Origin of the sequence: Streptomyces sp. LBL (assembly GCF_029893585.1) — a bacterium.
GTDB lineage: Bacteria > Actinomycetota > Actinomycetes > Streptomycetales > Streptomycetaceae > Streptomyces.
The window spans coordinates 251721-278440 of the sequence record NZ_JARXYX010000006.1 but is presented as its reverse complement, the minus strand read 5'-3'; the positions used below and the strand labels follow the sequence as shown (position 1 = coordinate 278440).

Below are 26720 nucleotides of genomic sequence, written 5' to 3'. Positions count from 1 at the left end.
GGACCGGACCGTCTCGGAAGTCCGAGCGCTTACGCGCGCGGCTTCTCCCGCATCTCGTACGTCGCGATGACGTCGTCGATCTTGATGTCGTTGAAGTTTCCGAGGTTGATACCGCCCTCGAAGCCTTCGCGGATCTCGGTGACGTCGTCCTTGAAGCGACGCAGCCCGGAGATGTTGAGGCTCTCCGCCACGACCTTGCCGTCGCGGACGAGGCGCGCCTTGGTGTTGCGCTTGACCTCGCCCGAGCGGACCAGGACACCGGCGATGTTGCCCAGCTTGGACGACTTGAAGACCTCGCGGATCTCCGCCGTGCCGAGCTCGACCTCCTCGTACTCCGGCTTGAGCATGCCCTTGAGGGCCGCCTCGATCTCCTCGATGGCCTGGTAGATCACCGAGTAGTACCGGACGTCGACGCCTTCGCGGTCCGCCATCTGCGCCGCGCGGCCCGCAGCGCGGACGTTGAAGCCGATGACGATGGCGTCGGAACCGGTCGCCAGGTCGATGTCCGACTCGGTGACCGCACCCACGCCGCGGTGCAGGACACGGATGTCGACCTCTTCGCCGACGTCGAGCTGGAGCAGCGAGGACTCGAGAGCCTCCACCGAACCGGACGCGTCGCCCTTGATGATGAGGTTGAGTTCCTGCACCAGACCGGCCTTGAGGGCCTCGTCCAGGTTCTCCAGGGAGAACCGGACACCCCGGCGGGCGAAGTTGGCGTTGCGCTCACGAGCGGCACGCTTCTCGGCGATCTGACGCGCCGTGCGGTCCTCGTCGACAACCAGGAAGTTGTCGCCGGCACCCGGGACGTTGGTGAGACCGAGGACGAGGACCGGGGTCGAGGGACCCGCCTCTTCCACGTTCTCGCCCTTGTCGTCGAGCATCGCTCGGACACGGCCGTACGCGTCGCCGACCACCATGGTGTCGCCGACCCGCAGGGTGCCTCGCTGCACCAGGACGGTCGCGACGGCACCGCGGCCACGGTCGAGGTGGGACTCGATCGCAATACCCTGCGCGTCCTGCTCCGGGTTGGCCCGCAGGTCGAGCGAGGCGTCCGCGGTGAGGACCACGGCCTCCAGCAGGCTCTCGATGTTGAGGCCCTGCTTGGCGGAGATGTCGACGAACATGGTGTCGCCGCCGTACTCCTCGGCCACCAGCCCGAACTCGGTGAGCTGACCGCGCACCTTGGTCGGGTCGGCACCCTCGACGTCGATCTTGTTGACCGCGACCACGATCGGCACACCGGCCGCCTTGGCGTGGTTCAGCGCCTCGATCGTCTGGGGCATCACACCGTCGTTGGCCGCCACCACGAGGATCGCGATGTCGGTCGACTTGGCACCACGGGCACGCATGGCGGTGAACGCCTCGTGACCCGGGGTGTCGATGAAGGTGATCCTGCGCTCTTCTTCGTTGACCTGGGTGGCGACCTGGTACGCACCGATGTGCTGCGTGATACCGCCGGCCTCGCCCGCGACGACGTTCGTCTTGCGGATGGTGTCCAGCAGTCGGGTCTTACCGTGGTCGACGTGACCCATGACGGTCACGACCGGCGGACGCGCGACGAGGAACTCCTCGCCACCCTCGTCCTCGCCGAACTCGATGTCGAAGGACTCGAGCAGCTCGCGGTCCTCCTCCTCGGGGCTGACGATCTCGAGGACGAAGTTCATCTCGTCCGCGAGGAGCTTCAGCGTCTCGTCGGAGACGGACTGCGTGGCAGTGACCATCTCGCCGAGGTTCATCATCACGCCGACGAGCGACGCCGGGTTGGCACCGATCTTCTCGGCGAAGTCGGTGAGGGACGCACCGCGCGACAGGCGGACGGACTGTCCGTTGCCGCGAGGCAGCATCACGCCGCCGACCGACGGGGCCTGCATGGCCTCGTACTCCTGGCGCCTCTGCCGCTTCGACTTGCGACCGCGACGCGCGGGACCGCCGGGGCGACCGAAGGCGCCCTGCGTGCCACCACGAGCGCCCGGACCACCGGGACGACCACCGAAGCCGGGACGACCGCCACCGCCACCGGGACCACCCGGACGGCCGGCGAAACCGCCGCCACCGCCACCGGGACCACCCGGACGGCCGGCGAAACCGCCGCCACCGCCACCGGGACCGGCCGGACGGCCGGCGAAGCCGCCGCCACCGGGACGACCGCCACCGGCGCCACCCGGACGACCGCCACCGGCGCCGGGACCGCGGCCACCGGGGCCACCGCCGCCGGGACGGGGGCCGGCAGCCGGACGCTGCGGCATCATGCCGGGGTTCGGACGGGCGCCGCCGGGGCCGCCGCCGGGACGCGGAGCGCCGCCCTGCGGGCGGGGCATGCCACCCGGGGTGGGACGAGCGCCGCCCGGAGACTGCGGACGGGGACCGCCCGACGCGCCCTGGGGACGGGGACCGCCCTGACCGGCGCCCTGCGGACGCGGAGCGCCGCCGGGGCCGCCCTGACCGCCCGGACGCGGGGCACCACCCGGACGGGGCGTCTGCGGACGCGCCATGCCGGTGGAGCCACCAGAGGTGAACGGGTTGTTGCCCGGACGGGGACCGGCCGGACGGGCACCGGGACGCGGCGCCTGGCCGCCCGGACGCTGACCACCGGGACGGTCGCCCGCGGGACGGTCGCCGCGGTCACCACGGCCCTGGCCACCCTGACCGGGGCCGGACGGACGGGCACCCGGACGAGCACCCTGGCCACCCTGACCCTGACCCTGGCCCTGACCGGCCGGACGCGGGGCGCCCGGACGAGCACCGGAACCGGTGCCGGCGCCGGAGGAGGCAGCCGGTGCGGAGGCAGCCGGTGCGGCGGGAGCCGCCGGCGGTGCCGTGAACTCGGGCGTGGTCGGAGCCGGGGACGCCGGGGCGGGCCGCGGCGCGGGCTTCGGGCCCGGAGTGGGACGGGGGCCGGGAGCGGCTGACGCGGCGGGAGCCGCGGGCCTCTCGGCGGCGGCCGGCTTGGGGGCCGGCGGGCGCGGGGCGGCCGGACGGGCGGCCTGCGCGGGAGAGGGGGCACCCGGCCTCGCCGGGACAGCCTTGCGTGCGGGGGCGGACTTGCCGCCTCCGTTGCCCTGCTGGAGGGCGTCGGTCAGCTTGCGTACAACGGGCGCCTCGATCGTCGAGGACGCCGAACGGACGAATTCACCGAGTTCCTGGAGCTTGGCCATGACGACCTTGCTCTCCACCCCGAACTCCTTGGCGAGTTCGTATACCCGGACCTTAGCCACTTCGCTCCTTTTAGGTCCGGGTTGCGTCCGGACCGTCGCTACTTCATGGGCGTACTCATCGCGTGCTCATCGAGTGCTCATCGCAATCTCGACCTACTTCCAACTCGCGGGGTACCAGGGCCGCACGGGGATCCGTACGACGCTCCTTGCGGTGTTGCCTGCACAGCGAGAGCTGCTCAGCAACCTTCTGTCTGCTCGACGTACCGGCGCAACGCCTTTACGTCGAGCGGGCCCGGGACGCGCAGCGCCCTCGGGAACGCCCGGCGGCGTACCGCCTGGTCGAGACAGACCGAGGCGGGGTGAATGTACGCACCCCGGCCGGGCAGCGTACCGCGTGGATCGGGGACGCATGCATCCTTGATCGCCACGGTCCGCAGCAGTTCGGTCTTGGCCGCTCGCTCCCGGCACCCCACACAGGTGCGTTCAGGGCATGCGCCGGTGTGCGTCCGGCCAGACACTGTTAAGTCTACCTCCCCGTACCGACCTCACCCTTTCGGGGCAGGAATCGAACGGTTGTTGTCGTGATCTCAGCCATCTGCGGCTCAGAACTATTCCTCCGGCTGTTCGGTGTCCGGACGGATGTCGATCCGCCAGCCGGTCAGCCGGGCCGCGAGGCGGGCGTTCTGCCCTTCCTTGCCGATGGCCAGCGACAGCTGGTAGTCGGGGACGGTCACCCGGGCGGACCGGGCGGCCATGTCCACGACCTCGACCTTGGACACCCGGGCGGGCGACAGCGCGTTCGCCACCATCTCGGCCGGGTCGTCCGACCAGTCGACGATGTCGATCTTCTCACCGTTCAGCTCGCCCATGACATTGCGCACCCGCCCGCCCATGGGGCCGATACAGGCACCCTTGGCGTTCAGACCCGAACGTGTGGACCGCACGGCGATCTTCGAGCGGTGACCGGCCTCGCGGGCGATGGCGGCGATCTCGACGGACCCGTCGGCGATCTCCGGCACCTCCAGCGCGAAGAGTTTCTTCACCAGATTGGGATGTGTACGGGACAGGGTCACGGACGGACCACGCACCCCCTTGGCCACGCGGACGACGTACGACCGAAGGCGCATCCCGTGCTGATACGTCTCCCCGGGGACCTGCTCCTGCACCGGCAGGATGGCCTCCAGCTTGCCGATGTCCACCAGCACGTTCTTGGGGTCGCGGCCCTGCTGGACCACGCCGGTCACGATGTCGCCCTCGCGCCCCGCGTACTCGCCGAGCGTCGCGTCGTCCTCGGCGTCGCGCAGCCGCTGCAGGATGACCTGCTTGGCGGTGGTGGCGGCGATACGGCCGAAGTCGGACGGGGTGTCGTCGAACTCGCGGGCCTCCTGGCCCTCTTCGAGGTCCTCGGGGTCCTCCTTCGCCCACACGGTCACATGTCCGGTCTCCCGGTTGAGCTCCACGCGCGCGTGTCGGCGGCTTCCCTCGGTGCGGTGATAGGCGATGAGGAGGGCCGACTCGATCGCCCCGACCAGCAGGTCGAAGGAAATCTCCTTCTCCCGCACCAAGCCCCTCAGGGCACTCATGTCGATGTCCACTGCTACGCCTCCTCCTCTTCCTTCATGTCTTTCTCGTCCCGCTCGCCCTGCTTGCCGTTCTTGTCCTGCTGGTCGTGCTCGCCCTGCTTGTCCTGCTTGTCCTTACGGTTGAACTCGACCTGCACGCGGGCCCTGTCGATCTCCGCGAAGGCGAGTCTGCGGGTGGTGGCCTTGCGGCCCTTCACACCGGGGATCTCCACGTCCAGACCCTCGTCGTCGACCTGGAGGATGCGGGCGACCAGCTCGTCGCCCTCGTGCAGCTGGAACCTCACCAGCCGCTCGACAGCGCGTACGTAGTGGCGGTGCTCCTTGAGGAGGCGCTCCGCGCCGGGGGTTCCGACCTCGAGGGTGTACTCGCCCTCGCCCATCGCGTCCGTCTCGTCGAGCTTCGCCGAGAGCGCGCGGCTCACATCGGCGATCTGGTCCAGGTCCGCACCGGTGTCGGAGTCGACGACGACGCGCAGCACCCGCTTGCGTCCGACCGAGTCCACCGCGATCTCCTCGAGATCAAGGCCCTGGGAGCCGACGAGCGGTTCCAGAAGCTCTCGCAGCCTCTCGCTCTGGGTGGTGCTCATCCGGGTGACTCCTCGGCCGCGTGTGCTGTTGTGGGTGGGTCGCGTGTCTGATCAAAGGGTATCCGGTCACGGGGGGTGTTGCCGTCCACCTTGCGACCGGTCAGGCGCCGCCGCAGGCGCGGGCGGCGCCGATGACTGGCGGCTGGCGGGCTCGCGGGTACCGTGATCATCGGCGGGGCCACCCTTCCCGCCCGTATGTCCGTACGAGCCCCCGAGGACGTCTGCCGTGCCGTATCCCCCACCGCCGCGCACCCCCTCGGGGCCGCGCAGAAGAGCGCTGCTCGTCTCGGCCGCCGGGGCCGCCCTGCTCGCGGGCTGCTCCTCCGGGTCCGAGGAGTCGGAGGAGTCGGAGGAGAGCGCGGGCGGCAGTCAGTCGGTGATCGCGCGGGCACGCGCGCGTGCGGCCCGGGACAGCCGGGGTCTGGCCGAGCGGTACGACCTCGTCCTCGCCGCGTATCCGGCGCTGGCCGACCGGCTGGGGCCGTTGCGTGCAGAGGTCGCCCGGCACACGGAGGCCTTCGGGGGCACCGCGGCCACCCGAACCACCTCCCCCGAGCCGTCCGCGAAGGCCGCTTCTCCTTCGCCATCCGTTTCTCTTTCGCCCTCCGTTTCTCTTTCGCCCTCCGCCGCTTCTTCGTCATCCGTTTCCCCGTCGGCCGCCGTACGGGGGAACGAGAAGGACGCCCTCGCCGAGCTGGCCGCCGCCGAGCGCGCCCTCGCGGACCGGCGGGCCGAGGCGCTGCTCGACGTACCGGGCGAGCTGGCGCGGCTACTGGCCTCGGTGGCGGCGGCCGGGGCGGCGCACGCGTTTCTGCTGACGGAGGGCAAGAAGTGAAGGCACGAGAGCTGACGGCCCTCCAGGCGGCGCTGGCCGCCGAGCACGCGGCGGTCTACGGCTACGGCGTCGTCGGCGGGCGGATCGGCGAGGTTCGTCGTACGGAGGTGAAGGCGGCGTATGACGCCCATCGCGCGCGGCGGGACACTCTGGTCCGTGAGGTGCGGGACCTGGGCGGAACACCGGTGGCCGCGGCGCCCGCGTACGCGCTGCCCTTCCCGGTGCCGGACTCGGCAGCGGCGGTGCGGCTGGCCGCCGAGCTGGAGGACCGGGTGGCGGGGGTGTACTCCGATCTGGTGCGGTCGACCGAGGGCGAGCTGCGGGGCACGGCGGCCGGGGCGCTGCGCGAGGCGGCGGTGCGGGCGGTGCGCTGGCGCGGCGGCGAGAGCGTAGCCTTCCCTGGGCTCGCCGAGCGGGACGGGGCCGCTTCGGCGTCGGCATCGGGGGCGCCCACCGCTTAGCCCGTACGGCAGGTACGGCACGTACGGCTGGACACCGACGGGAAGGAAACAGCTCGCGTATGGCTTTCGAACCCCCGCCGCGTCTGGTGAGGGCACTCGGTGAAGCGGCGCCGGACGGCGACGGCTGGTTGGAGAAGCTGCCCGAGGCGGCCCGGCAGGCTGTCGCGCAGGGCGAGTTGACCGTCGAGCGGGTACAGGTGCCCGGCGGGCGCAGCAGCCTGGTCGTGCTGGTGCGGCGGTCGGACGGGACGCCCGCGGTGCTCAAACTGGCCCCGCCCCGGGCCCGCCCGGAGAGCGAGCGGGCCGCGCTGCGGCGCTGGGCCGGTCTGAGTGCCGTACAGCTGCTCGAACCCTTGACGACCGAGGGGGTGCTGCTGCTGGAGCGGCTGCATCCGGACGTGTCGGTGCGGTCGCTGCCGGAGGCGAAGGCACTCCTTGAGGCGGCCGGGACCTTGCGTCGGTTGTGGGTGGAGCCCGGCGACCACCCCTTCGAGACGGTGGCCGAGCGGACCGGACGGCAGGCCGAGGCGATGCGGGCGAGTGCCACCGCCGACGCCGAGGTGGCGCCCCTGGTCGACGCGGCGCTCGCGGCCCGCCAGGGCCTGCTGGCCGCGCCACCCGAACAGCGGCTGCTGCACGGGACGTTCCGGCAGAGCAAGGTGCTCGCCGGTGAGCGGATGTCGTGGCTGGCCGTCGGGCCCGACCCGGTGGTCGGCGAGTGCGCCTTCGATCTGGCGCGGCTGGTGCGGGACCGGGTGGAGGACCTGATCGCCTCGCCGTCCGGCGCGGCGACGACCCGACGGCGGGTCAAGCGGCTCGCCGAGTCCCTGGACGTGGACCAGGACCGGCTGCGGGGCTGGACTCTGTTCCGGGCGGTGGAGTCGGGCCTGCGGGCACGGCGGGTCGGACGACCGCAGGCAGCCGAGCTGCTGCTGGAGTTCGCGAGCTGGCTCTGACTCCGTTGCGCCGCCTCGGGTTTGCGGCTGCCCCCTCGCGCCGCCTCGGGTCGGGCGTGCGGAGGGAACAGTCGGTGGCGGCTCCGCGAACGCGTTCGACTGTCAGAGGGCCAGAGGGCCAGAGGGCCAAGCCCCCTGGCGGTCAGACGGCCTGGCTCCGCGAACGCGTTCGCCTGTCAGACCACCAGGCAGTCAGGGGGCCTGGCGGTCAAGCGGCCTGGCGGTCAGGCGGTCAGGCGGTCAGGCGGTCAGGCGGGCGACCGCCTCCTCGACCGTCAGCTCCTCGCGCTCGCCGGTGCGGCGGTCCTTCAGCTCCAGGACGCCCTCGGCGGCACGCCGGCCGGCCACCAGGATCTGCGGTACGCCGATCAGCTCCGAGTCCGTGAACTTCACGCCTGGGGAGACGCCGGCCCGGTCGTCCACCAGGACGCGGACGCCTGCCGCCGCGAGCTTGCCGGAGACGTCGAGGGCCAGCTCGGTCTGCAGGGCCTTGCCCGCGGCGACGACGTGCACGTCGGCCGGGGCGACCTCCTTGGGCCAGCACAGGCCCTTGTCGTCGGCGGTCTGCTCGGCGAGGGCGGCGACCGCGCGGGAGACGCCGACGCCGTAGGAGCCCATGGTCACGCGGACCGGCTTGCCCTGCGGGCCGAGGACGTCGAGCTTGAGGGCGTCGGTGTACTTGCGGCCCAGCTGGAAGATGTGGCCGATCTCGATGGCACGGTCCAGCTTGAGGCCGGTGCCGCACTTCGGGCAGGGGTCGCCCTCCTGGACGACCACGACGTCGACGTACTGGTCGGCCTCGAAGTCACGGCCCGCGACGACGTTCTTCGCGTGCGTGTGCTCCTTGTTGGCGCCGGTGATCCACGCGGTGCCGGGGGCCACCCGCGGGTCGGCGATGTACGTCACCTTCTCCAGGCCCTGCGGACCGACGTAACCACGGACCAGGTCGGGGCGGGTCGCGAAGTCCGCCTCGGTGACCATCTCGACGACCGCCGGGGCGAAGTGCGCCTCGACCTTGTCCAGGTCGACCTCGCGGTCGCCGGGGACGCCGACGGCGACGATCTCGCCGTCCACCTTCACGAGCAGGTTCTTGAGGGTGGCGGACGCCGGGACGCCGAGAGAGGCGGCGAGGGTCTCGATGGTGGGGGTGTCCGGGGTCGGGATCTCCTCGGCCGCGGGCACGGCGGAGCCGTCCACCGGCTGCAGCTCGTACGTGATCGCCTCGGTGTTCGCCGCGAAGTCGCAGTTCGGGCAGTCCGCGAAGGTGTCCTCGCCGGCGCCGGCCGGGGCGAGGAACTCCTCCGACTTGGAGCCGCCCATCGCGCCCGCCGTGGCGGCACAGATGCGGTAGTCGAGGCCCAGGCGCGCGAAGATCTTCTGGTAGGCCCCGCGGTGCAGGGCGTACGACCGGGCGAGGCCCTCGTCCTCCAGGTCGAAGGAGTACGAGTCCTTCATCAGGAACTCACGGCCGCGCAGGATGCCGGCGCGGGGGCGGGCCTCGTCCCGGTACTTGTGCTGGATCTGGTAGAGCATCACCGGCAGGTCCTTGTAGGAGGACGCCTGGTCCTTCACCAGCAGGGTGAAGATCTCCTCGTGGGTGGGGCCGAGGAGGTAGTCGCCGCCCTTGCGGTCCTGGAGGCGGAACAGCTCGGGGCCGTACTCCTCCCAGCGGCCGGTCGCCTCGTAGGGCTCACGCGGCAGCAGCGCGGGGAGCAGCACCTCCTGGGCGCCGATGGCGTCCATTTCCTCGCGTACGATCCGCTCCACGTTGGCGAGGACCTTCTTGCCGAGCGGCAGCCAGCTCCACAGACCCGCGGCGGTACGGCGGACATAGCCGGCGCGGACGAGCAGCTTGTGGCTGAGGACCTCGGCGTCCGCCGGGTCGTCGCGCAGCGTCTTCACCATCAACTGGGACATGCGCTGGACCGGTGCGTTCGCCATGGTTTTCGTACTCCTGCTGCTGGGGGTCCCCCCGCCCGGGCGAAGCCGAGAGTGGGGGAGGTGATGGCAGGAGGTTAACCGGGGGGTCCATCCCGGTGGTAATCGATTCCCCGTGGTGAGCGGTTCCCGGTGGTGAACGGTTCCCGGTGGTAGTCGGTTCCCGGTGGTGGCCGGTCAGCGCCGGCGCAGGGGCAGCGGGGCGCCCATCACGGCGTACGGCTTGGGCGCGCTGGGGAACAGGACCTGGCGGGCCAGGTCCTGGTAGCCGAGGGAGTGGTAGAGGCCGCGGGCGGGGCTGTAGGTGTCGATCGCGGAGAGGATCGAGCGGGGTTCGGCGGCGCTGTCGGTGATGGTGGTGATCAGGGACCGGCCGATGCCACGGTTCTGGTGGCGGGGATGGACGTGCAGCTCGGTGATGACGAAGGAGTCGTCGAGCCAGTCGTCGTGGCCGCGGGCGCTGAGGTACGGCTCGACGACGGTGGACCACCAGTGGGCGCGGTTGTTGGGCATGCCGTAGACGAAGCCCACGAGGTTGCCTCCGGCGGTGGCGCCGAGGGCCCTGGCTCCTGGGTAGGTCATGTGGCGCAGGACGATCTGGCGGCGCACGGCCACCTCGTCGGGGCCCAGGCCGAAAGCGATGGCTTGGACGGCTAGGGCCTCATCGACGTGGGCGGACAGGTCCAGGGGGCCGATGACGAGGTCCATGGCGGGGAGCCTACAGGGGTGTTTCGGTTGTCTGCCGGTGCGGGGTGGACGGGGGCCGGTCCGTCAGAAGAGAACGCTCATGAACGCGCCGATCTCCTGGAACCCCACCCTGCGGTACGTCCTTCTCGCCGCCGTGTTGAAGTCGTTGACGTACAGGCTCACCACCGGGGCGATGTCCGCCAGGGCGTAGCGCAGGACCGCGGCCATGCCGGGCGCGGCCAGGCCCCTCCCCCGGTACTCGGGGGCCACCCAGACGCCCTGGATCTGGCAGGCGCGGTCCGTCGCGGCGCCGATCTCCGCCTTGAAGGCGACCTTGCCGTTCTCGTCGAGGCGGACGAAGGAGCGGCCGGCGCCGACGAGTTCGGCGACGCGGGCCTGGTAGAGGAGGCCGCCGTCGCCGGCCATCGGGGAGACGCCGACCTCCTCGGTGAACATCGCCACGCAGGCCGGCATGAGCGTGTCCACCTCGTCCTTGCGGGTGCGGCGGACGTGGGGATCCGGGGCGATGTCGGACGACACGCGGTCGGTGATCATGAGGGGCTGGCGGGTGCGGACCTCGCGGGCGGGGCCCCAGCTGGGTTCCAGCAACCGCCAGAGCTGGGCGGTGGGTTCGGCGGGACCGACGATGGAGGAGCAGCGGCGGCCGGCCCTGCGGGCCCGGTCGGCGAAGGCGCGGACGGCGCGCGGGGTGGCGCAGATCGGGACCAGGTTGGCGCCCGCATAGCACAGGGACGTCAGCATGCCGTCCTCGTACCAGCCCCACATCTCGCCGCCGAGCCGCCATGGGTCGAGGCCCGCGACCTGGATCCGGGAGGTCACGAAGGCGTTCGCGACCGGCTCGCGGTGCAGGACGGCGAGCGCGGCGTCCAGGTCGCTCGGTTCGAGGACCCGGGAGGTCGTCTGGGTCAACACGGGCGGGGCCTCACACTGGGGTTCTGCTGATCTCCGCACTGTACCTGCGGAAGCTGGGCAGCGTCGCCGGGTGTTCGGCCACCGCTCGTCCGGAAGTGACCGTCGGTCTGCCGCCCCGCCTCCGGGGGCTGCCGGAGGCGGACCCCGGCCGACGGTCCGACGGCTACGTCCTCGAACGTCCCCGGAGGGGGCACCCGCGGAGAGTCAGCCCGCCACCGAGACCGACGGTTCGCCCGACGGCACGCCGTCCGTCTCCATCTGCTCGGCCAGCTTCATGGCCTCCTCGATGAGAGTCTCGACGATCTTGGACTCGGGGACGGTCTTGATGACCTCGCCCTTGACGAAGATCTGGCCCTTTCCGTTGCCGGAGGCGACACCGAGGTCGGCCTCACGGGCCTCGCCCGGGCCGTTGACGACGCAGCCCATGACGGCGACGCGCAGCGGGACCTCCATGCCGGTCAGGCCGGCGGTGACTTCTTCGGCCAGCTTGTACACGTCGACCTGGGCACGGCCGCAGGACGGGCAGGAGACGATCTCCAGGCCGCGCTGCCTGAGGTTCAGTGACTCCAGGATCTGGTTGCCGACCTTGACCTCCTCGACCGGCGGGGCCGACAGGGAGACGCGGATCGTGTCGCCGATGCCCTGGCTGAGCAGCGCGCCGAAGGCGACCGCCGACTTGATCGTGCCCTGGAACGCCGGGCCCGCCTCCGTCACGCCGAGGTGGAGGGGGTAGTCGCACTGGGCCGCGAGCTGGCGGTAGGCCTCGACCATGACGACCGGGTCGTTGTGCTTGACGGAGATCTTGATGTCCCGGAAGTCGTGCTCCTCGAAGAGGGACGCCTCCCACAGCGCGGACTCGGCCAGCGCCTCGGGAGTGGCCTTGCCGTACTTCTGGAGCAGGCGCTGGTCGAGCGAGCCCGCGTTCACGCCGATACGGATCGGGGTGCCGTGGTCCTTCGCGGCCCTGGCGATCTCCTTGACCTTGTCGTCGAACTGCTTGATGTTGCCGGGGTTGACGCGGACGGCCGCACAGCCGGCCTCGATGGCGGCGAACACGTACTTCGGCTGGAAGTGGATGTCCGCGATCACCGGGATCTGCGACTTGCGGGCGATCGTGGCGAGGGCGTCCGCGTCGTCCTGCGTGGGGCAGGCCACACGGACGATCTGGCAGCCCGAGGCGGTGAGTTCCGCGATCTGCTGCAGGGTGGCGCCGATGTCCGACGTACGGGTCGTGGTCATCGACTGCACCGACACCGGGGCGTCTCCGCCGACCGCCACGGATCCGACCTGGATCTGCCTACTCTTCCGGCGCTCGGCGAGCCTGGTCGGAACGGACGGCATGCCGAGAGAAATCGCAGTCATCTGCTGTGCAACCCCAAGTCGTGGATCAAGGTCCGGCCCCGTCAGCAGCGGGCTCCAGACTTCGAGATTACGGCACGGGCGACCGCGCCGGCACATCACGGCCGTCAAAGCCACCCAAGGGAAGGCGGCCCGGCGTCGAGCCTGCCGGGCCGCCTTCGAACGCCGTACGGCTAGGAGATTCTCACCGGATTGACGACATCCGCCACCAGGACGAGCAAGGTGAAGCAAATGAAGATTCCCGCCACCACATAGGCGACCGGCATCAGCTTCGCCACGTCGAACGGCCCGGGGTCGGGCCGCCTCAGCACCTTCGCCAGGTTCCGGCGCAGCGCCTCCCACAGGGCGCCCGCGATGTGGCCGCCGTCGAGCGGCAGCAGCGGGAGCATGTTGAAGAGGAAGAGGGACAGGTTGAAGCCGGCCACCAGCATCAGCGCCATCGCCAGCTGCTGGGTCGGCGGGATGTCCAGAGTGAAGATCTCACCGCCCACGCGGGCCGCGCCGACGACGCCCATCGGGGAGTCGGGTTCGCGCGGGCCGTTGCCGAAGGCCGCGTCCCACAGGGCCGGGACCTTGCCGGGCAGGTCGGCGAGGGAGTTGACGGCGTCGCCGACGCGGTCGCCCATCCAGGTCACCGAGTCGCCGAAGTCCTGCTTGACGATGCCGGTGGCGGCGCTGAAGCCGAGGAAGCCGGCGTTGACGTACTGCCCCTGGACGTACTGGCCGCTGGAGTCCTTCTTGGCGACCTGGTTGTCGGCGATCTTCGCGTGCAGGCTGACCTGCTCGCCGTCGCGGTCGACGACGATCGGCACGTCCTTGCCCGGGTTGGCGCGGATCAGGTCGGACAGCCGGTTCCAGTCGTCGGTCCTGACACCGTCGAAGGAGACGATCTTGTCGCCCGCCTTCAGGCCGGCGGCCGCGGCCGGGGAGGCCGGGTCGGACTTCTTGCAGTCGTCGCGGTTCTGGCTCTGGGAGATGACGCACTTCGAGACGGAGCTGACGGTGGTGGTCTGCTGCGAGATACCGAAGCCCATCAGGACGACGAGGAACAGCGCCACCGCCAGGATCAGGTTCATGAACGGGCCCGCGAACATCACGATGACCCGCTTCCACGGCTTGCGCGTGTAGAAGAGGCGGTTCTCGTCACCCGGCCTGAGCTCCTCGAACGCGGCCGAGCGGGCGTCCTCGATCATGCCGCGCCAGGGAGAGGTGGAGCGGGCCTCCAGACGGCCGTCCGGGCCGGGCGGGAACATGCCGATCATGCGGATGTAGCCGCCGAACGGGATGGCCTTGACGCCGTACTCCGTGTCGCCCTTCCTGCGGGAGAAGACCGTCGGGCCGAAGCCGACCATGTACTGCGGCACACGGATGCCGAAGAGCTTGGCGGTGGACAGGTGCCCCAGCTCGTGCCACGCGATCGACACCAGGAGGCCGACGGCGAAAAGCACTATGCCGAGGATGAACATCAGGGTCGTCATGCACGGGCCTCCGCCGTCTGTGCCGTCAGTTCCCGGGCCCGGGTCCGCGCCCAGGTCTCCGCTTCGAGGACGTCCGCGACCGTGAGCGAGGTTCCCGAGCCCGGGGTGCCGTGCTCGTCCACCACCCGGGTCACGGTCTCCACGATCCCGTTGAACGGCAGCGCGCCGAGCCGGAAGGCCTCCACACACTCCTCGTTGGCCGCATTGAACACCGCGGGGGCCGTGCCCGCGAGCTGACCGACGTGGCACGCCAGGTCGACCGCCGGGAACGCGTCGCGGTCGAGCGGGAAGAACTCCCAGGTCGACGCCTTGCTCCAGTCGAAGGCGGGCGCCGCGTCCGGGACGCGTTCGGGCCAGCCGAGGCCGATGGCGATCGGCCCGCGCATGTCGGGGGGTGTCGCCTGGGCGATCGTGGATCCGTCCGTGAATTCAACCATCGAGTGGACATACGACTGCGGGTGCACGACCACCTCAATCCGATCGAAGGGAATGTCGTAGAGGAGGTGCGCCTCGATGACCTCCAGGCCCTTGTTCACGAGGGTCGCGGAGTTGATCGTGATCACCGGGCCCATGGCCCAGGTGGGGTGCGCGAGGGCGTCCTCCACCGTCACGTGCGCCAGCTGTTCCTTCGTACGGCCGCGGAAGGGGCCCCCGGAGGCGGTGACGACGAGCTTGCGTACGTCCGCTCTCGTGCCGGACGCCAGCGCCTGGAACAGCGCCGCGTGCTCGGAGTCGACCGGGATGATCTGCCCCGGCTTGGCGAGGGCCTTGACCAGCGGGCCGCCCACGATGAGCGACTCCTTGTTGGCGAGCGCGAGGGTGCGGCCCGCCTCCAGGGCGGCGAGGGTCGGGGCGAGACCGATGGAGCCGGTGATGCCGTTCAGGACGGTGTGGCAGTCGGAGGCGGCGACCAGGGTGGCCGCGTCGGGGCCGGCGAGGATCTCGGGAAGCGGTTCTCCGGGGCCGTACTGGCTGCTCAGGGCCTCGCGCAGGGCCGGTACGACGTCCTCGCGGGCGACCGCGACGGTGCGTACCCGTAGCTGGTACGCCTGCTCGGCGAGGAGCGCGACCCGGCCACCGTTGGCGGAGAGCCCGGTGACCCGGAACCGGTCGGGGTTGCGCAGCACGAGGTCGATGGCCTGGGTCCCGATCGAGCCGGTGGAGCCGAGGATCACCACATCCTTCGGGCCGGCGCCCCCGATGGGGTCGTAGACGAGGTGCGGGTCGGCGAGGGCAGACGGGGCTTCCGCCCCGCGCCCTGTGAGGGCTGGACTGTCGCTCATCGTCCTATTGTGGCCGCAACGGGCTGCCGTGAGGACAGCGCGTCCCTCTCTCGGGGGGCGCGCGGGTCGGCGGGCGGGTGAGTCCGGTCACGGGCGCGCGAGTCGGCGGGCGGGTGACTCGCCGGCCCGTGTCGCCGGTGAGCGGACGGGGCAGGTCAGCGGACGGGACGGTGCACGTTCTCCTTCCGACTCAGGCCCGGTGTCGCGTCCGCGATCCAGGGACCGTCGCCGGACGGGTCGACGATGCCCTGCTCCAGCCACTCGTACGTGCCCGAGAGCACGCCCTTGACGACCTTGCGGTCCAGGTCGTCCGTGTTGGTCCACAGGCGGCCGAAGAGTTCCTCGACGCGGATGCGGGCCTGGCGGCAGAAGATGTCGGCGAGCTGGTAGGCCTCGCGGCCGTGGTCCTCGTTGCTGCGCAGGAGCTCGGCACGTACGCAGGCCGCGCTCATCGCGAACAGTTCCGCGCCGATGTCGACGATCCGGCCCAGGAAGCCCTGCTTGGTCTCCATCCGGCCCTGCCAGCGGGACATGGCGTAGAAGGTGGAGCGGGCGAGTTTGCGGGCCGTGCGTTCGACGTGGCGCAGGTGCGGGGAGAGGTCGATCTCCCGCTTGAACTCGCCATAGGAGTTGGGAAGTTGGCCCGGCCCCGCGATCAGCTTGGGCAGCCATTTGGCGTAGAAGACGCCTGCCTGGGCGCCTGCCCTCGCCTTGTCCGAGAGGGACTTGTCGGGGTCGATCAGGTCGCCGGCGACCGACAGATGGGCGTCGACCGCCTCGCGGGCGATCAGCAGGTGCATGATCTCGGTGGAGCCCTCGAAGATGCGGTTGATGCGCAGGTCGCGCAGGATCTGCTCGGCGGGAACCCCGCGTTCGCCCCGGGCCCGGAGCGACTCGGCCGTCTCGAAACCCCGGCCGCCCCTGATCTGGACCAGTTCGTCGGCCATCAGCCAGGCCATCTCGGAGCCGTAGAGCTTGGCGAGGGCGGCCTCGATGCGGATGTCGTTGCGGTCCTCGTCCGCCATCTGGGAGGAGAGGTCCACGACGGCCTCCAGGGCGAAGGTCGTCGCCGCGATGAAGCTGATCTTCGAGCCGACCGCCTCGTGGAACGCGACCGGCTTGCCCCACTGCTCCCGGGCCGCGGACCACTCGCGGGCGATCTTCAGACACCACTTGCCGGCACCCACGCACATCGCGGGGAGGGACAGCCGGCCGGTGTTGAGGGTGGTGAGCGCGATCTTCAGGCCCGCGCCCTCGGGGCCGATGCGGTTGGCGGCCGGGACCCGGACCTGGTGGAAGCGGGTGACGCCGTTCTCCAGGCCGCGCAGGCCCATGAAGGCGTTGCGGTTCTCGACGGTGACGCCCTCCGAGGCGGCCTCGACGACGAACGCGGTGATGCCGCCCTTGTGGCCCTCCGACCTGGGCACCCGGGCCATGACGACGAGGAGGTCGGCGACCACGCCGTTGGTGGTCCAGAGTTTCACCCCGTCGAGCACGTAGTCGTCCCCGTCGGGGACTGCGGACGTGGCCAGACGGGCCGGGTCGGAGCCGACGTCCGGCTCGGTCAGCAGGAACGCCGAGATGTCCGTGCGGGCGCAGCGCGGCAGGAAGGTGTCCTTCTGCTCCTGGGTGCCGAACATCTTCAGCGGCTGCGGTACGCCGATCGACTGATGGGCGGACAGCAGCGCGCCCAGCGCCGGGTTCGCGGAGCCGACCAGGGCGAGGGCCTTGTTGTAGTAGACCTGCGTGAGGCCCAGGCCGCCGTACTTGGTGTCGATCTTCATGCCGAGGGCGCCGAGTTCCTTGAGGCCGTCGATGACCTCGTCGGGAATGCGGGCCTCTCGTTCGATCAGCGCGCCGTCGACCTTCGTCTCACAGAAGTCGCGCAGCTTGTCGAGGAACTCCTCGCCGTGCTGGGCGGCCTCGTCGGGCGGCATCGGGTGGGGGTGGATGAGGTCGAGCCGGAAGCGGCCCAGGAACAGTTCCTTGGCGAAGCTGGGCTTACGCCAGTCCTGTTCCCGGGCGGCCTCCGCGACCTGGCGTGCCTCACGTTCGGTGACGACAGGTCGGGAGGGGGTGGACGGAGCGGACATGAGGCTCACCTCGTCGCGAATAGGGATCTTGGGGATGTTGGGTTACCGACGGGTGCTACCCGTTCGTATGTACCCGATCCGGGCCGACCCCACCACCCTTCGCGGGCCGTTCGGCCGATGCCGCGACGGGGCGACTGTCGCCCGGGGCCCGTCCGGGGCCACCCAGGGCTCGTCCGGGGCCGCCCAGGGCCCGCCCGGGACTCGTCTCCGGGACTCGTCTCCGGGACTCGTCTCCGGGACTCGTCTCCGGGACTCGTCCGGGGAGGGCCCGCCCTGCGGGCGCCTGTCCCGCTTCCCCTCCGAGCGTCCCGACGATCCGGTCGGCCCGTTCCGCCGGACGGGCTCCGCCGCGTCCACCGGACGGGCTCCTCCACCCCTTTCCATGGCCCCCGCGGCCGGTCGTGGTAGGCAGGAACCTCGACGCAGGCGGGAGCCCCCGCACGCGTCGAGGAGCGGCGGCACCCGGTCGACCCCGGGGCCCCAAGCCCGGCGCGGCCCTCACTCACCAGCCCGTCAGAAGTCCGCAGGAAGTCCGTAGGAAGTCCCTGTCGAAGCGCTTCGACAACCTATGGACACCCACCTTCTCTGAAGCTACTGTCGAACCACTCCCACCCACCCTTGTTCGCACTGCGCACTGTCGAAGCGCTTCACAAAGCTTGGAGAGCTGGATGGTCACCCTCGCCGAGGTCGCCCAGCACGCCGGAGTCTCGGCGAGCACGGTGAGCTATGTCCTCAGCGGCAAGCGGTCCATCTCCACGCCCACCCGGCAGCGGGTCGAGCAGAGCATCAGCGAGCTCGGCTACCACCCGAACGCGGGCGCCCGTGCCCTGGCCAGCAACAAGTCGAACATCATCGCGCTGATGATCCCGCTGCGCACCGACATGTACGTGCCGGTGATGATGGAGATCGCCATCGCGGTGGCCACCACCGCCCGCACCCACGGGTACGACGTCCTGCTGCTCACCGGCGAGGAGGGGCCCGACGCCGTGCGCCGCGTCACCGGCAGCGGGCTCGCCGACGCGATGATCGTGATGGACGTCGAACTCGACGACGAACGGCTGCCGTTGCTGCGCGGCACCGACCAGCCGTCCGTACTCATCGGGCTTCCCGCCGACACCACCGGCCTGACCTGCGTGGACCTCGACTTCAAGGCGACGGGCGCACTGTGTGTCGAGCACCTCGCGAAACTCGGACACCGTGACATCGCTGTCATCGGCGAGGCCCCGGCCGTCTACGAACGGCACACCGGTTTCGCCGAGCGCACCCTCGACGGACTGCGCTCCCGCGCCCAGGAGTTGGGCGTACGACTGCTGCACCGGCCGTGCGACGGCGGGTACGACGCGATGGCCGTGACGTTCGCCCGGGTGCTCGACGAACGCCCGGGAACCACCGGGTTCGTGGTGCAGAACGAGTCGGCGGTCGAGCCGCTGCTGGCCCTGCTGCGCCAGCAGGGGCGGGCCGTGCCCGAGGACGTGTCGGTGGTGGCGATCTGTCCGGACCAGGTAGCCGTGCAGGCCTCGGTGCGGCTGACGTCCGTCGCCATCCCCGCGCAGGACATGGGCCGGCGCGCCGTGGAGCGGCTGGTCGCCAAGCTGGACGGGCACGGTACCGACGAAGTCGTGCTGATCGCCCCCGAGTTGACGGTCCGGACGAGCACGGGGCCGGCTCCGGCCGTCGCCTCTTGACCTGCCGTTCCAGACCCGCCTTTCCCTTTTGCCCACCCTCCCCTTCACCTGCCCTCCCCGCCTTCCCGGACGTGCCTCTGCCGGCCGGCACCTCCTGACCCGCACCTCCTCACCTCTCTTCAGCCCCGCACGCCTTCCCGCCAGGGCACCACCACGTCTGCCCTGGCTCGGGCGCTCGGGGCGCTCAGGTGACTCAGGCGGCTCGGGGCGCTCGGGCCGCTCGGGCCCCTCGGCTCAGAGCGCGAGGCCGGTCAGGACCAGCACGCGCTCGTACGTGTAGTCGTCCATCGCGAACTTCACGCCCTCGCGGCCCACCCCGGACTGCTTGGCGCCGCCGTACGGCATCTGGTCGGCGCGGTAGGAGGGCACGTCGCCGATGACGACACCGCCGACCTCCAGGGCGCGGTGGGCGCGGAAGGCGACCTGGAGGTCGTGGGTGAACACGCCTGCCTGGAGGCCGTACTTGGAGTCGTTGACGGCGGCGAAGGCCTCCGCCTCCCCGTCCACCTTCCGTACGGTGAGGACGGGCCCGAAGACCTCCTCGCAGGAGATGGTCGCGTCGGCCGGTACGTCGGTGAGGACGGTGGGCGCGTAGGAGGCGCCGTCCCGCTTGCCGCCGGTGAGGAGCTGGGCCCCGGCCTCGACGGCCTCCCGCACCCACGCCTCGACCCGCCGGGCGGCGTCCTCGCTGACCAACGGTCCGACGTCGGTCGTGTCGTCGCCCGGGTCGCCGGTGACCTGGGCCTCGACGGCGGCGACGATGCGCGGGAGGAGCCGGTCGTACACGGACGCGTCCGCGATCACCCGCTGCACGGAGATGCAGGACTGGCCGCCCTGGTAGTTGGAGAAGGTGGCGATGCGGGTGGCGGCCCGGTCGAGGTCGGCGTCGGAGGCGTAGTCCCCGAGAACGACGGCGGCGCCGTTGCCCCCCAGCTCCAGCGTGCAGTGCTTGCGCGGCACCGAGTCCATGATCGCGTAGCCGACCTTCTCGGAACCGGTGAAGGAGATGACCGGCAGCCGCTCGTCCTGGACGAGGGCGGGCATCCGGTCGTTCGGGACGGGGAGGATGCTCCAGGAACCGGCCGGGAGGTCGGTCTCGGCGAGCAGCTCACCGATGACCAGGCCCGAGAGCGGGGTCGCGGGCGCGGGCTTGAGGATGATCGGTACCCCGGCCGCGATCGCCGGGGCGACCTTGTGGGCGCACAGGTTCAGCGGGAAGTTGAAGGGCGCGATACCGAGGACGACGCCCTTCGGGAAGCGCCGGGTGAGGGCGAGACGCCCCTGGCCGCCGGCGTCCGTGTCGAGCCGCTGGGCCTCGCCGCCGTTGAACCGGCGGGCCTCCTCGGCGGCGAACCGGAACACGGAGACGGCCCGGCCGACCTCGCCCCGGGCCCACTTGATCGGCTTGCCGTTCTCGGCGGAGATGAGCCGCGCGATCTCCTCGGCGCGCTCGACCAGGCGCTTGCCGACGTGGTCGAGGGCGGCGGCGCGTACGTGGGCCGGGGTGGCGGCGAAGTCCTCGCGGACGGCGTACGCGGCGGCCACGGCCTCCTCGGTCTGGGCGTCGGTCGGGACGGCGACCTCGCCGACGGGGCGGCCGTCCCAGGGGGAGGTCACGGCGAAGCTGTCCTCGCCGGTGGCCTGGCGGCCGGCGAGCCAGAAGGCGTGGGTGGAAGTCATTTCGGGTCCCGGCCCTTCCGCGTTGGGGGTGGGTCTGTGGGGTCCACCGTAGGGTGCGGGCGGGCAGGGGACGTTGCGACGGTGTGGAGTGGTGGGGGGCGGTGGTGCTCCGGTTCGGCAGGGTAGGAGGTACACCCACCCCGGGGCTGGTACGGACCCCCGGCACACCCACCCCGCGGTGGGGACGGGCCCCGGCACACCCACCCCCGAGCCTGAGACGGCAGCCTCCACCCACACCCACACCCACCCCCGCGCCGGGTGGGCTACTCCGCCGTCGTGGCCTTCAGCGCCAGCCACAGCTCCATCCGCACGTCCGGGTCGTCCAGCGACCGCCCCAGGATCTCCTCGACCCGCCGCATCCGATACCGCAGCGTATGCCGGTGGACCCCCAGATCCGCGGCCGCCGCATCCCACTGCCCGTGCCGTGACAACCACGCCCGTACGGACGCGACCAGGTCACCCCGCCCGGTCGCGTCGTGCTCGTGCAACGCCCGCAGCAGGCCGTCGGCGAAAGCCTTCACCGCGTCGTCCGCGAGCAATGGCAGCACCGACCCGGCCGCCATCCGCTCGTGCTCGACGCACACGCGCCCCCTCCGCCGCGCCACCGACAACGCCTGCTCGGCCTGCTTGTACGCGGCCGCCGCGGCGATCGGACCGGCCGGCGCCGACAACCCCACGACCAGTTCGTCCACGTCACCGCCGGCCGCCTGCTCCGGTATCCCCTCCCGCGCCGCCTCCAACGCCGCCGCGTACTCCCCGCACGCGGCCACCGCCGCACCCCCGTCCGCGGCCAGCACCACCAGCCGCTCCCCCTCGCCCCCGCCCCCGCCGTCGGGGACGACCAGCACCGCCTCCCCGGCCCGTGCCGCCGCCGACTCCACGACCTCGGTGAGCGCGGCCAGCGGATCACCGTGCGGGTCGGCGGCGGCGAGCGTCGCCGCCGTCGCCTTGGTGAGCGGCACGGGCGCATGGTCGGCGGACTGCACCCGCGCGGCCGACGCGGCGGAGGCCGACTCGGCGACGATCACCCGGAAGGGCGCGTCCAGCAGCTCCCCGTACAGATCCCCGGCGACCGCGCGCGCATGGTCCGGTTCCTTCGCGAGCAGCATGCGCAGCACCGCCGCTCCGACCCGCTGCTCGGCCGCGTGCAGGGACCGTGAGCGTTCCGTGGTGAGCGTCAGCAGGGCGATGGCCGAGTGCACGGCGTACCGCTCGGCCGTACCGAGGGCCGCGGCCGTCCCGACGGCCAGCGCCGCGCGCGGTCGCCGCCCGGTGCCCAGCGAGTGCAGCTCGACCCGGTCCTCGTGCTCGGGCCCGCCGACCACCGAGGAGGCGGGCGCGGGCCGCTCCCGCAGCCGTTCGACGTCCGCGGTCAGCCGGGCGGCCCGCCGCCCCGCCCACTCCGGCGCGGTCGCGACGACGGCGCCGGAGGCGTCGTAGAGCGCCGCCCATCCGTCGACCTGCGAGGCGAGCGCACCCAGCACCCCCTCCGGCCCGGCTGCCAGCGCCTGCCCGGTCAGCTCGCGCTGCGCGGCGAAGCCCGCTGTCACCGCCCGGTACTGGTCGGCCGCGATCTCCGCCGAGACGGCCTTGCTGATGGCGAGGAAGGGAGTGCGGCGCGGCACCTCCAGCAGCGGCAGCCCCTCCTGTTCCGCCGCGTCGACGAGGGCCTTGGGGATCTCCCCGTAGGTGACCCCGACAGCGAAGCCGAGCCCGACCACCCCCGCGCCGACCAGCCGCTTCACATAGGGGACCATCGCCTCCGGATCCTCCGCGTCCAGCTTCAGCGCGGTGACCAGCAGCAGCTCGCCGCCCTCCATGTAGGGCACGGGGTCGGCGAGTTCACTCACGTGCGCCCAGCGCACCGGCACGTCCAGGCGGTCGCCGCCCGCCCGCACGGTCAGCTTGAGCGCGGAGTGGCGGACGAGGGAGGCGAGCGTGGGGGGCATGAGGCCTTCAGGGATGGGTGACCGTCGTGATCTTTGTGGCTTTTTGGCCGCCATGTATGAACGACCTATGATGATTCTGCCTCACCGTACGGTCGCCGGGGGACCTCAGCCCCGCAGATCCACCAACAACGGCGGCGCGTGCTCCCCCTTCACGTTCGTCAGCGACAGCACCGCGTGCCCCGGCGGCACCCCGTGCGCCAGTTCGGACGCGGACCACCGCTCCCGTTCGACCTGCCGTACGGTCACCGCCCGCGCGGTGGGCGCCTTCCCGGTGATCACCCGTCGGACCATGTGGAGCGCCTTGCCGGCCGGGGTCTCGGCGATGATCTGCCGGTCCGTCACGTCCGTGGCGTCGATCCACTCCTTGCCCCACACCTCGGCGAAGTCCTGCCCGTCCCACGGGGTGAGCCCGGACAGCGCCATCCGGCACCCGGTGGCCCCGAGCAGCGGCCCACGCAACGGCCTCGGTACGTCGTCCAGGGTGCGCAGCGTCAGCACGACCCCGGCGTTGCCCGACCGCAGCCGCTGGATGCTCCGTACCGCTTCGGGTGTCACCACGCCGGTGGCGTCGTCGAGCAGCAGGCAGGCGAACAGCGACCGGTCCTCCCGTACCGCGACACTCGCTGAGAACTGGGCCAGCACCAGCCGCGCCAGCATCCGCGAGGCGTCGGCGTGTCCGCGCTGCGGCAGGTCGATGCGTACCCGCACCGGGTGGTCCAGCGCCCTGAGCGAGAACGGCCGCGACTGTCCCGAGGTGTCGAAGAACCCGGCGAAGGCCGGTCGGTCGAGCAGCGCCACACGGTCCGCGAGCACTCCGCCCACATCCCCCGGTCGTCCCATCTGCCGCTCCCGCGCGTCCAGTTCGCGCAGCAGCGCCTCCTGTCCGGCGTCCTGCAGTCCCTTGCGCAGCGTGGCCAGCGGCCCGGGCGCCCCGTCGAGCAGCTGACGCAGCTCCGGTACGGCGGGAAAGCGGCCGTGGACCGCGTGGAACGGCCCGAGGAGCTGGGCGAGGACGGTGGTGGACCGGCGGGTGTCCCCGCCCTGGTGGGGTTCGGCGAGGTCGCCGACGAGCGCCTCGGCGAGCACGGCCGCCGCCTCGTCCGGATCGCCGGTCCCGCCGTACAGGTCGAGGTCGTAGACGGACTCGGGATTCCCGATCTGTACGACGACGTCGTAGGCGTCGGCCGGGCCGAGTCCGGCACCCGCCGCGCCGATCACGACGACGGCGGCCCGCCCGGCGAGCGCGTGCAGGCACAGCATCTCGGCAAGCGGCCGCACCACGGTCCCGGTCTTGCCGGAGCCGGCCGGGCCGACGGCGAGCAGGGAGGTGCCGAGCAGATCGGGGTCGAGGCCGAGGCCGGCACCGCGGTAGGCGTACGGGTTGCGGGCGTCGTCGGCCGTGGTGCCGAGCCGGACCTGGCCGGTGACCAGGTCGTGCCGGGCGAGCCGGGTCGGCAGGTCGCGGGCGCCGGAGGGGTGCGCACAGGCGGCGGCGCCCTCCTGGAGCACGGCGCCGGTGAAGGTGGCAAGGCTGTTGCGACCGTTGCGTACGCCCTGCCAGGCGCGGGTGATCCGGGCGTGGTCGACGTCCCGCATCAGCCCGGTCCGGGCCTCGGCGGTGAGCCGCTCGGCCGCGTCGACGGCTCCGGCGGCCCGCAGCTGGGGCCACTCGGCGGGGTCCTGCTCCGGGGCGGGGGGCCGCTCGGGCGTCGGGGCGGTCCGCGACCAGGCGGACGGGCCGAACCGTCGCCAGATCTCGCCCCAGCGGCCGAGGCGGCCCACGACGATCATGATCGTCACGGCGATCAGGGTGTAGTAGCCGTTCCAGAGGACGGCGTTGCCGACGCGGTCGTCGCTGTGGCGCCAGGAGTCCGGGGTGAAGAGTTCGAGGGGCAGCACCCACCAGCCGCCGAGGTAGCCGTTCCACAGCAGGGACCAGGCCAGCCAGCCCACCAGGAACGCGATCACCGCGCCGCTGAGCAGTTGCCGGGTCGGGATCTGCTCGGGCTCCTCCTCGGGCCGGGGCCGGTGTCCGAACCGCCACACGCCGGGCGCCGCCTGCGGGCGGGGGGCCCGCAGCCAGGCGAGGAAGGCCGACCCGTCCGGCATCGGAGGCACGCCCGGTGCCGCGGGCGGCCGCGGCGGCATCGCCGGCATCTGAGGCGGCCCCGCCGGACGTGGCACAGGGTTCGCATGCGTACCCCGCGCGTCCTGCGTCCCGTCGCTGTCCATCGCCCTCGCCCTCGCCCCTTGACCAGCCGTTCCGTCCACCATCAGCGGTCAATCTAACGCCCCGGGAAGGGGAGTTCACCGCTTACGCGGCCGGGTGGCCGGTGATGCGCGGCTTTGCCGCTCATGTCCACCGCGGACAACCCGGGCCCCCCGACAACGCCCACATGGAGCATGCCCACGCCTCAGCCTCCGTCCTAGCCTGCGAGAAAGAAGTCAAGCGTCCTCACCACGCCCACCCGGAACCACCGGAACGCCCGGAATCTCCGGAACACTCGGATACCGGGAACAGCCGGAACACCTGGAACGCCCGGAACACCTGGACACCTGGACACCTGGACACCTGGACACCTGGAACACCGGGACACCTGGAACACCGGGACACCTGGAACACCGGGACCATCTGGCCGCAAGATCACAAGATCATCAGGGAGCCCCCCATGACCGCACTTCCGCAGGAGCGCCGCGTCGTCACCGCCATCCCCGGCCCGAAGTCGCAGGAGTTGCAGGCCCGCCGCCTCGCCGCGGTCGCGCAGGGGGTGGGCTCCGTACTGCCCGTGTTCACGGCGCGTGCGGGCGGCGGGATCATCGAGGACGTGGACGGAAACCGCCTGATCGACTTCGGCTCGGGTATCGCGGTCACGTCCGTCGGCGCCTCCGCCGAGGCCGTCGTACGCCGGGCCTCCGCCCAGCTCGCCGAGTTCACCCACACCTGTTTCATGGTCACGCCGTACGAGGGCTACGTGGAGGTCGCCGAGGCGCTGGCCGAGCTGACCCCCGGCGACCACGCCAAGAAGTCGGCCCTCTTCAACAGTGGCGCCGAAGCGGTCGAGAACGCCGTCAAGATCGCCCGTGCGTACACCAAGCGCCAGGCGGTCGTCGTCTTCGACCACGGCTACCACGGCCGGACCAACCTCACGATGGCGCTGACGGCCAAGAACATGCCGTACAAGCACGGCTTCGGCCCGTTCGCGCCGGAGGTCTACCGCATGCCGATGGCGTACGGCTACCGCTGGCCGACCGGCGCCGAGAACGCGGGTCCCGAGGCCGCCGCGCAGGCCGTCGACCAGATCACCAAGCAGGTCGGCCCGGACAACGTGGCCGCGATCATCATCGAGCCGGTGCTCGGCGAGGGCGGCTTCATCGAACCGGCGAAGGGCTTCCTGCCGGCGCTCAGCAGGTTCGCCGCCGACAGCGGCATCGTCTTCGTCGCCGACGAGATCCAGTCCGGCTTCTGCCGCACCGGCCAGTGGTTCGCCTGTGAGGACGAGGGCATCGTCCCGGACCTGATCACCACGGCGAAGGGCATCGCGGGCGGTCTTCCGCTCGCCGCCGTCACCGGCCGCGCCGAGATCATGGACGCCGCGCACCCGGGTGGCCTGGGCGGCACCTACGGCGGCAACCCGGTGGCCTGCGCCGCTGCGCTGGGCGCGATCGAGACGATGAAGGAGCTCGACCTCAACGCGAGGGCGCAGGCCATCGAGGCGACGATGAAGCCCCGCCTCACCGCCATGGCCGAGAAGTTCGACATCATCGGCGACGTCCGCGGCCGGGGCGCGATGATCGCCATCGAGCTGGTGAAGGACCGTACGACGAAGGAGCCGAACCCGGACGCGACGGCCGCGCTGGCCAAGGCCTGCCATCAGGCGGGTCTGCTGGTCCTGACCTGTGGCACCTACGGCAACGTGCTGCGCTTTCTGCCGCCGCTGGTCATCGGCGAGGACCTGCTGAACGAGGGCCTCGACATCATCGAGCAGGCCTTCGCCCGTGTCTGACGGGCGGCCGCAGGCATCCGACGGGCCGGCGCGCGCATCCGACAGGCGGCCCGC

General features: G+C 71.7%; 19 protein-coding genes. 5 read left to right on the top strand and 14 right to left on the bottom strand.

The features are described from left to right. Positions 1 to 29 precede the first annotated feature (29 nt). The 4 genes from infB to rimP all read right to left on the bottom strand — a co-directional run bounded on the left by infB (position 30) and on the right by rimP (position 5325). Entirely contained in the window at positions 30 to 3215 is a 3186-nt protein-coding gene (gene infB / locus M2271_RS09930; RefSeq protein WP_280886745.1) for a translation initiation factor IF-2, read from the bottom strand. Positions 3216 to 3391: 176 nt separating this feature from the next. Next, positions 3392 to 3673: a YlxR family protein gene (locus tag M2271_RS09925; RefSeq protein ID WP_280886744.1), complete on the bottom strand. Its 282-nt coding sequence runs from the start codon at positions 3671 to 3673 to the stop codon at positions 3392 to 3394. A gap of 90 nt (positions 3674 to 3763) precedes the next feature. Beyond that, the gene (nusA, locus tag M2271_RS09920; RefSeq protein WP_280886743.1) at positions 3764 to 4750 is read right to left on the bottom strand and encodes a transcription termination factor NusA; all 987 of its coding nucleotides are present in this window, start codon (positions 4748 to 4750) and stop codon (positions 3764 to 3766) included. Positions 4751 to 4752: 2 nt separating this feature from the next. Next, positions 4753 to 5325 (bottom strand): ribosome maturation factor RimP, encoded by a 573-nt coding sequence (gene rimP, locus M2271_RS09915; protein ID WP_280886742.1) that lies wholly within the window; start codon positions 5323 to 5325, stop codon positions 4753 to 4755. Between the two features lie 226 nt (positions 5326 to 5551). Between rimP and M2271_RS09910 the strand changes: the two genes are divergently transcribed. Genes M2271_RS09910 through M2271_RS09900 form a run of 3 tightly spaced genes read left to right on the top strand, consistent with a single transcriptional unit; the run spans position 5552 to position 7577 of the window. Continuing rightward, a complete protein-coding gene (locus tag M2271_RS09910; RefSeq protein WP_280886741.1) occupies positions 5552 to 6160 on the top strand; it encodes a hypothetical protein in 609 nt (202 codons plus the stop codon). Continuing rightward, on the top strand, positions 6157 to 6621 hold the full coding sequence (locus M2271_RS09905) for a ferritin-like domain-containing protein (RefSeq protein WP_280886740.1): 465 nt from the start codon (positions 6157 to 6159) through the stop codon (positions 6619 to 6621). The genes M2271_RS09910 and M2271_RS09905 overlap by 4 nt, the downstream gene beginning before the upstream one ends. Before the next feature lie 59 nt (positions 6622 to 6680). Then, positions 6681 to 7577 (top strand): aminoglycoside phosphotransferase family protein, encoded by an 897-nt coding sequence (locus M2271_RS09900; protein WP_280886739.1) that lies wholly within the window; start codon positions 6681 to 6683, stop codon positions 7575 to 7577. Between the two features lie 240 nt (positions 7578 to 7817). Here the strand turns inward: M2271_RS09900 and M2271_RS09895 are convergent, their stop codons facing one another. The 7 genes from M2271_RS09895 to M2271_RS09865 all read right to left on the bottom strand — a co-directional run bounded on the left by M2271_RS09895 (position 7818) and on the right by M2271_RS09865 (position 17348). After that, complete coding sequence (locus tag M2271_RS09895; RefSeq protein WP_280886738.1) at positions 7818 to 9518, bottom strand: proline--tRNA ligase; 1701 nt, start codon at positions 9516 to 9518, stop codon at positions 7818 to 7820. Between the two features lie 174 nt (positions 9519 to 9692). After that, the gene (locus M2271_RS09890; protein ID WP_280886737.1) at positions 9693 to 10223 is read right to left on the bottom strand and encodes a GNAT family N-acetyltransferase; all 531 of its coding nucleotides are present in this window, start codon (positions 10221 to 10223) and stop codon (positions 9693 to 9695) included. 63 nt (positions 10224 to 10286) lie between these two features. After that, positions 10287 to 11135: a GNAT family N-acetyltransferase gene (locus M2271_RS09885; protein ID WP_280886736.1), complete on the bottom strand. Its 849-nt coding sequence runs from the start codon at positions 11133 to 11135 to the stop codon at positions 10287 to 10289. A gap of 204 nt (positions 11136 to 11339) precedes the next feature. Continuing rightward, positions 11340 to 12497, bottom strand: coding sequence for a flavodoxin-dependent (E)-4-hydroxy-3-methylbut-2-enyl-diphosphate synthase (gene ispG, locus M2271_RS09880; RefSeq protein ID WP_280886735.1), 1158 nt, complete (start codon positions 12495 to 12497; stop codon positions 11340 to 11342). A gap of 170 nt (positions 12498 to 12667) precedes the next feature. Continuing rightward, positions 12668 to 13960, bottom strand: a complete 1293-nt coding sequence (locus tag M2271_RS09875; protein WP_280886788.1) for a site-2 protease family protein — start codon at positions 13958 to 13960, stop codon at positions 12668 to 12670. A gap of 8 nt (positions 13961 to 13968) precedes the next feature. Continuing rightward, positions 13969 to 15255 carry a 1-deoxy-D-xylulose-5-phosphate reductoisomerase gene (dxr, locus tag M2271_RS09870; protein ID WP_280886734.1) on the bottom strand — a complete coding sequence of 429 codons (1287 nt, stop codon included), beginning with the start codon at positions 15253 to 15255 and terminating at the stop codon, positions 13969 to 13971. A 155-nt stretch (positions 15256 to 15410) separates the two neighbouring features. Beyond that, on the bottom strand, positions 15411 to 17348 hold the full coding sequence (locus M2271_RS09865; RefSeq protein ID WP_280886733.1) for an acyl-CoA dehydrogenase family protein: 1938 nt from the start codon (positions 17346 to 17348) through the stop codon (positions 15411 to 15413). 668 nt (positions 17349 to 18016) lie between these two features. On the opposite strand from M2271_RS09865, the gene M2271_RS09860 reads away from it, so the two are divergent. Then, on the top strand, positions 18017 to 19033 hold the full coding sequence (locus M2271_RS09860; protein WP_280886732.1) for a LacI family DNA-binding transcriptional regulator: 1017 nt from the start codon (positions 18017 to 18019) through the stop codon (positions 19031 to 19033). 234 nt (positions 19034 to 19267) lie between these two features. On the opposite strand, the gene M2271_RS09855 is transcribed toward M2271_RS09860, so the two are convergent. The 3 genes from M2271_RS09855 to M2271_RS09845 form a co-directional block, all read right to left on the bottom strand. Continuing rightward, positions 19268 to 20713, bottom strand: coding sequence for an aldehyde dehydrogenase family protein (locus M2271_RS09855; protein WP_280886731.1), 1446 nt, complete (start codon positions 20711 to 20713; stop codon positions 19268 to 19270). A 263-nt stretch (positions 20714 to 20976) separates the two neighbouring features. Beyond that, positions 20977 to 22662, bottom strand: a complete 1686-nt coding sequence (locus M2271_RS09850) for a PucR family transcriptional regulator (protein ID WP_280886730.1) — start codon at positions 22660 to 22662, stop codon at positions 20977 to 20979. 105 nt (positions 22663 to 22767) lie between these two features. Beyond that, positions 22768 to 24894 (bottom strand): ATP-binding protein, encoded by a 2127-nt coding sequence (locus tag M2271_RS09845; protein WP_280886729.1) that lies wholly within the window; start codon positions 24892 to 24894, stop codon positions 22768 to 22770. A gap of 437 nt (positions 24895 to 25331) precedes the next feature. Between M2271_RS09845 and gabT the strand changes: the two genes are divergently transcribed. Beyond that, positions 25332 to 26666, top strand: coding sequence for a 4-aminobutyrate--2-oxoglutarate transaminase (gene gabT / locus M2271_RS09840; RefSeq protein ID WP_280886728.1), 1335 nt, complete (start codon positions 25332 to 25334; stop codon positions 26664 to 26666). The last annotated feature ends 54 nt before the right edge of the window (positions 26667 to 26720 follow it).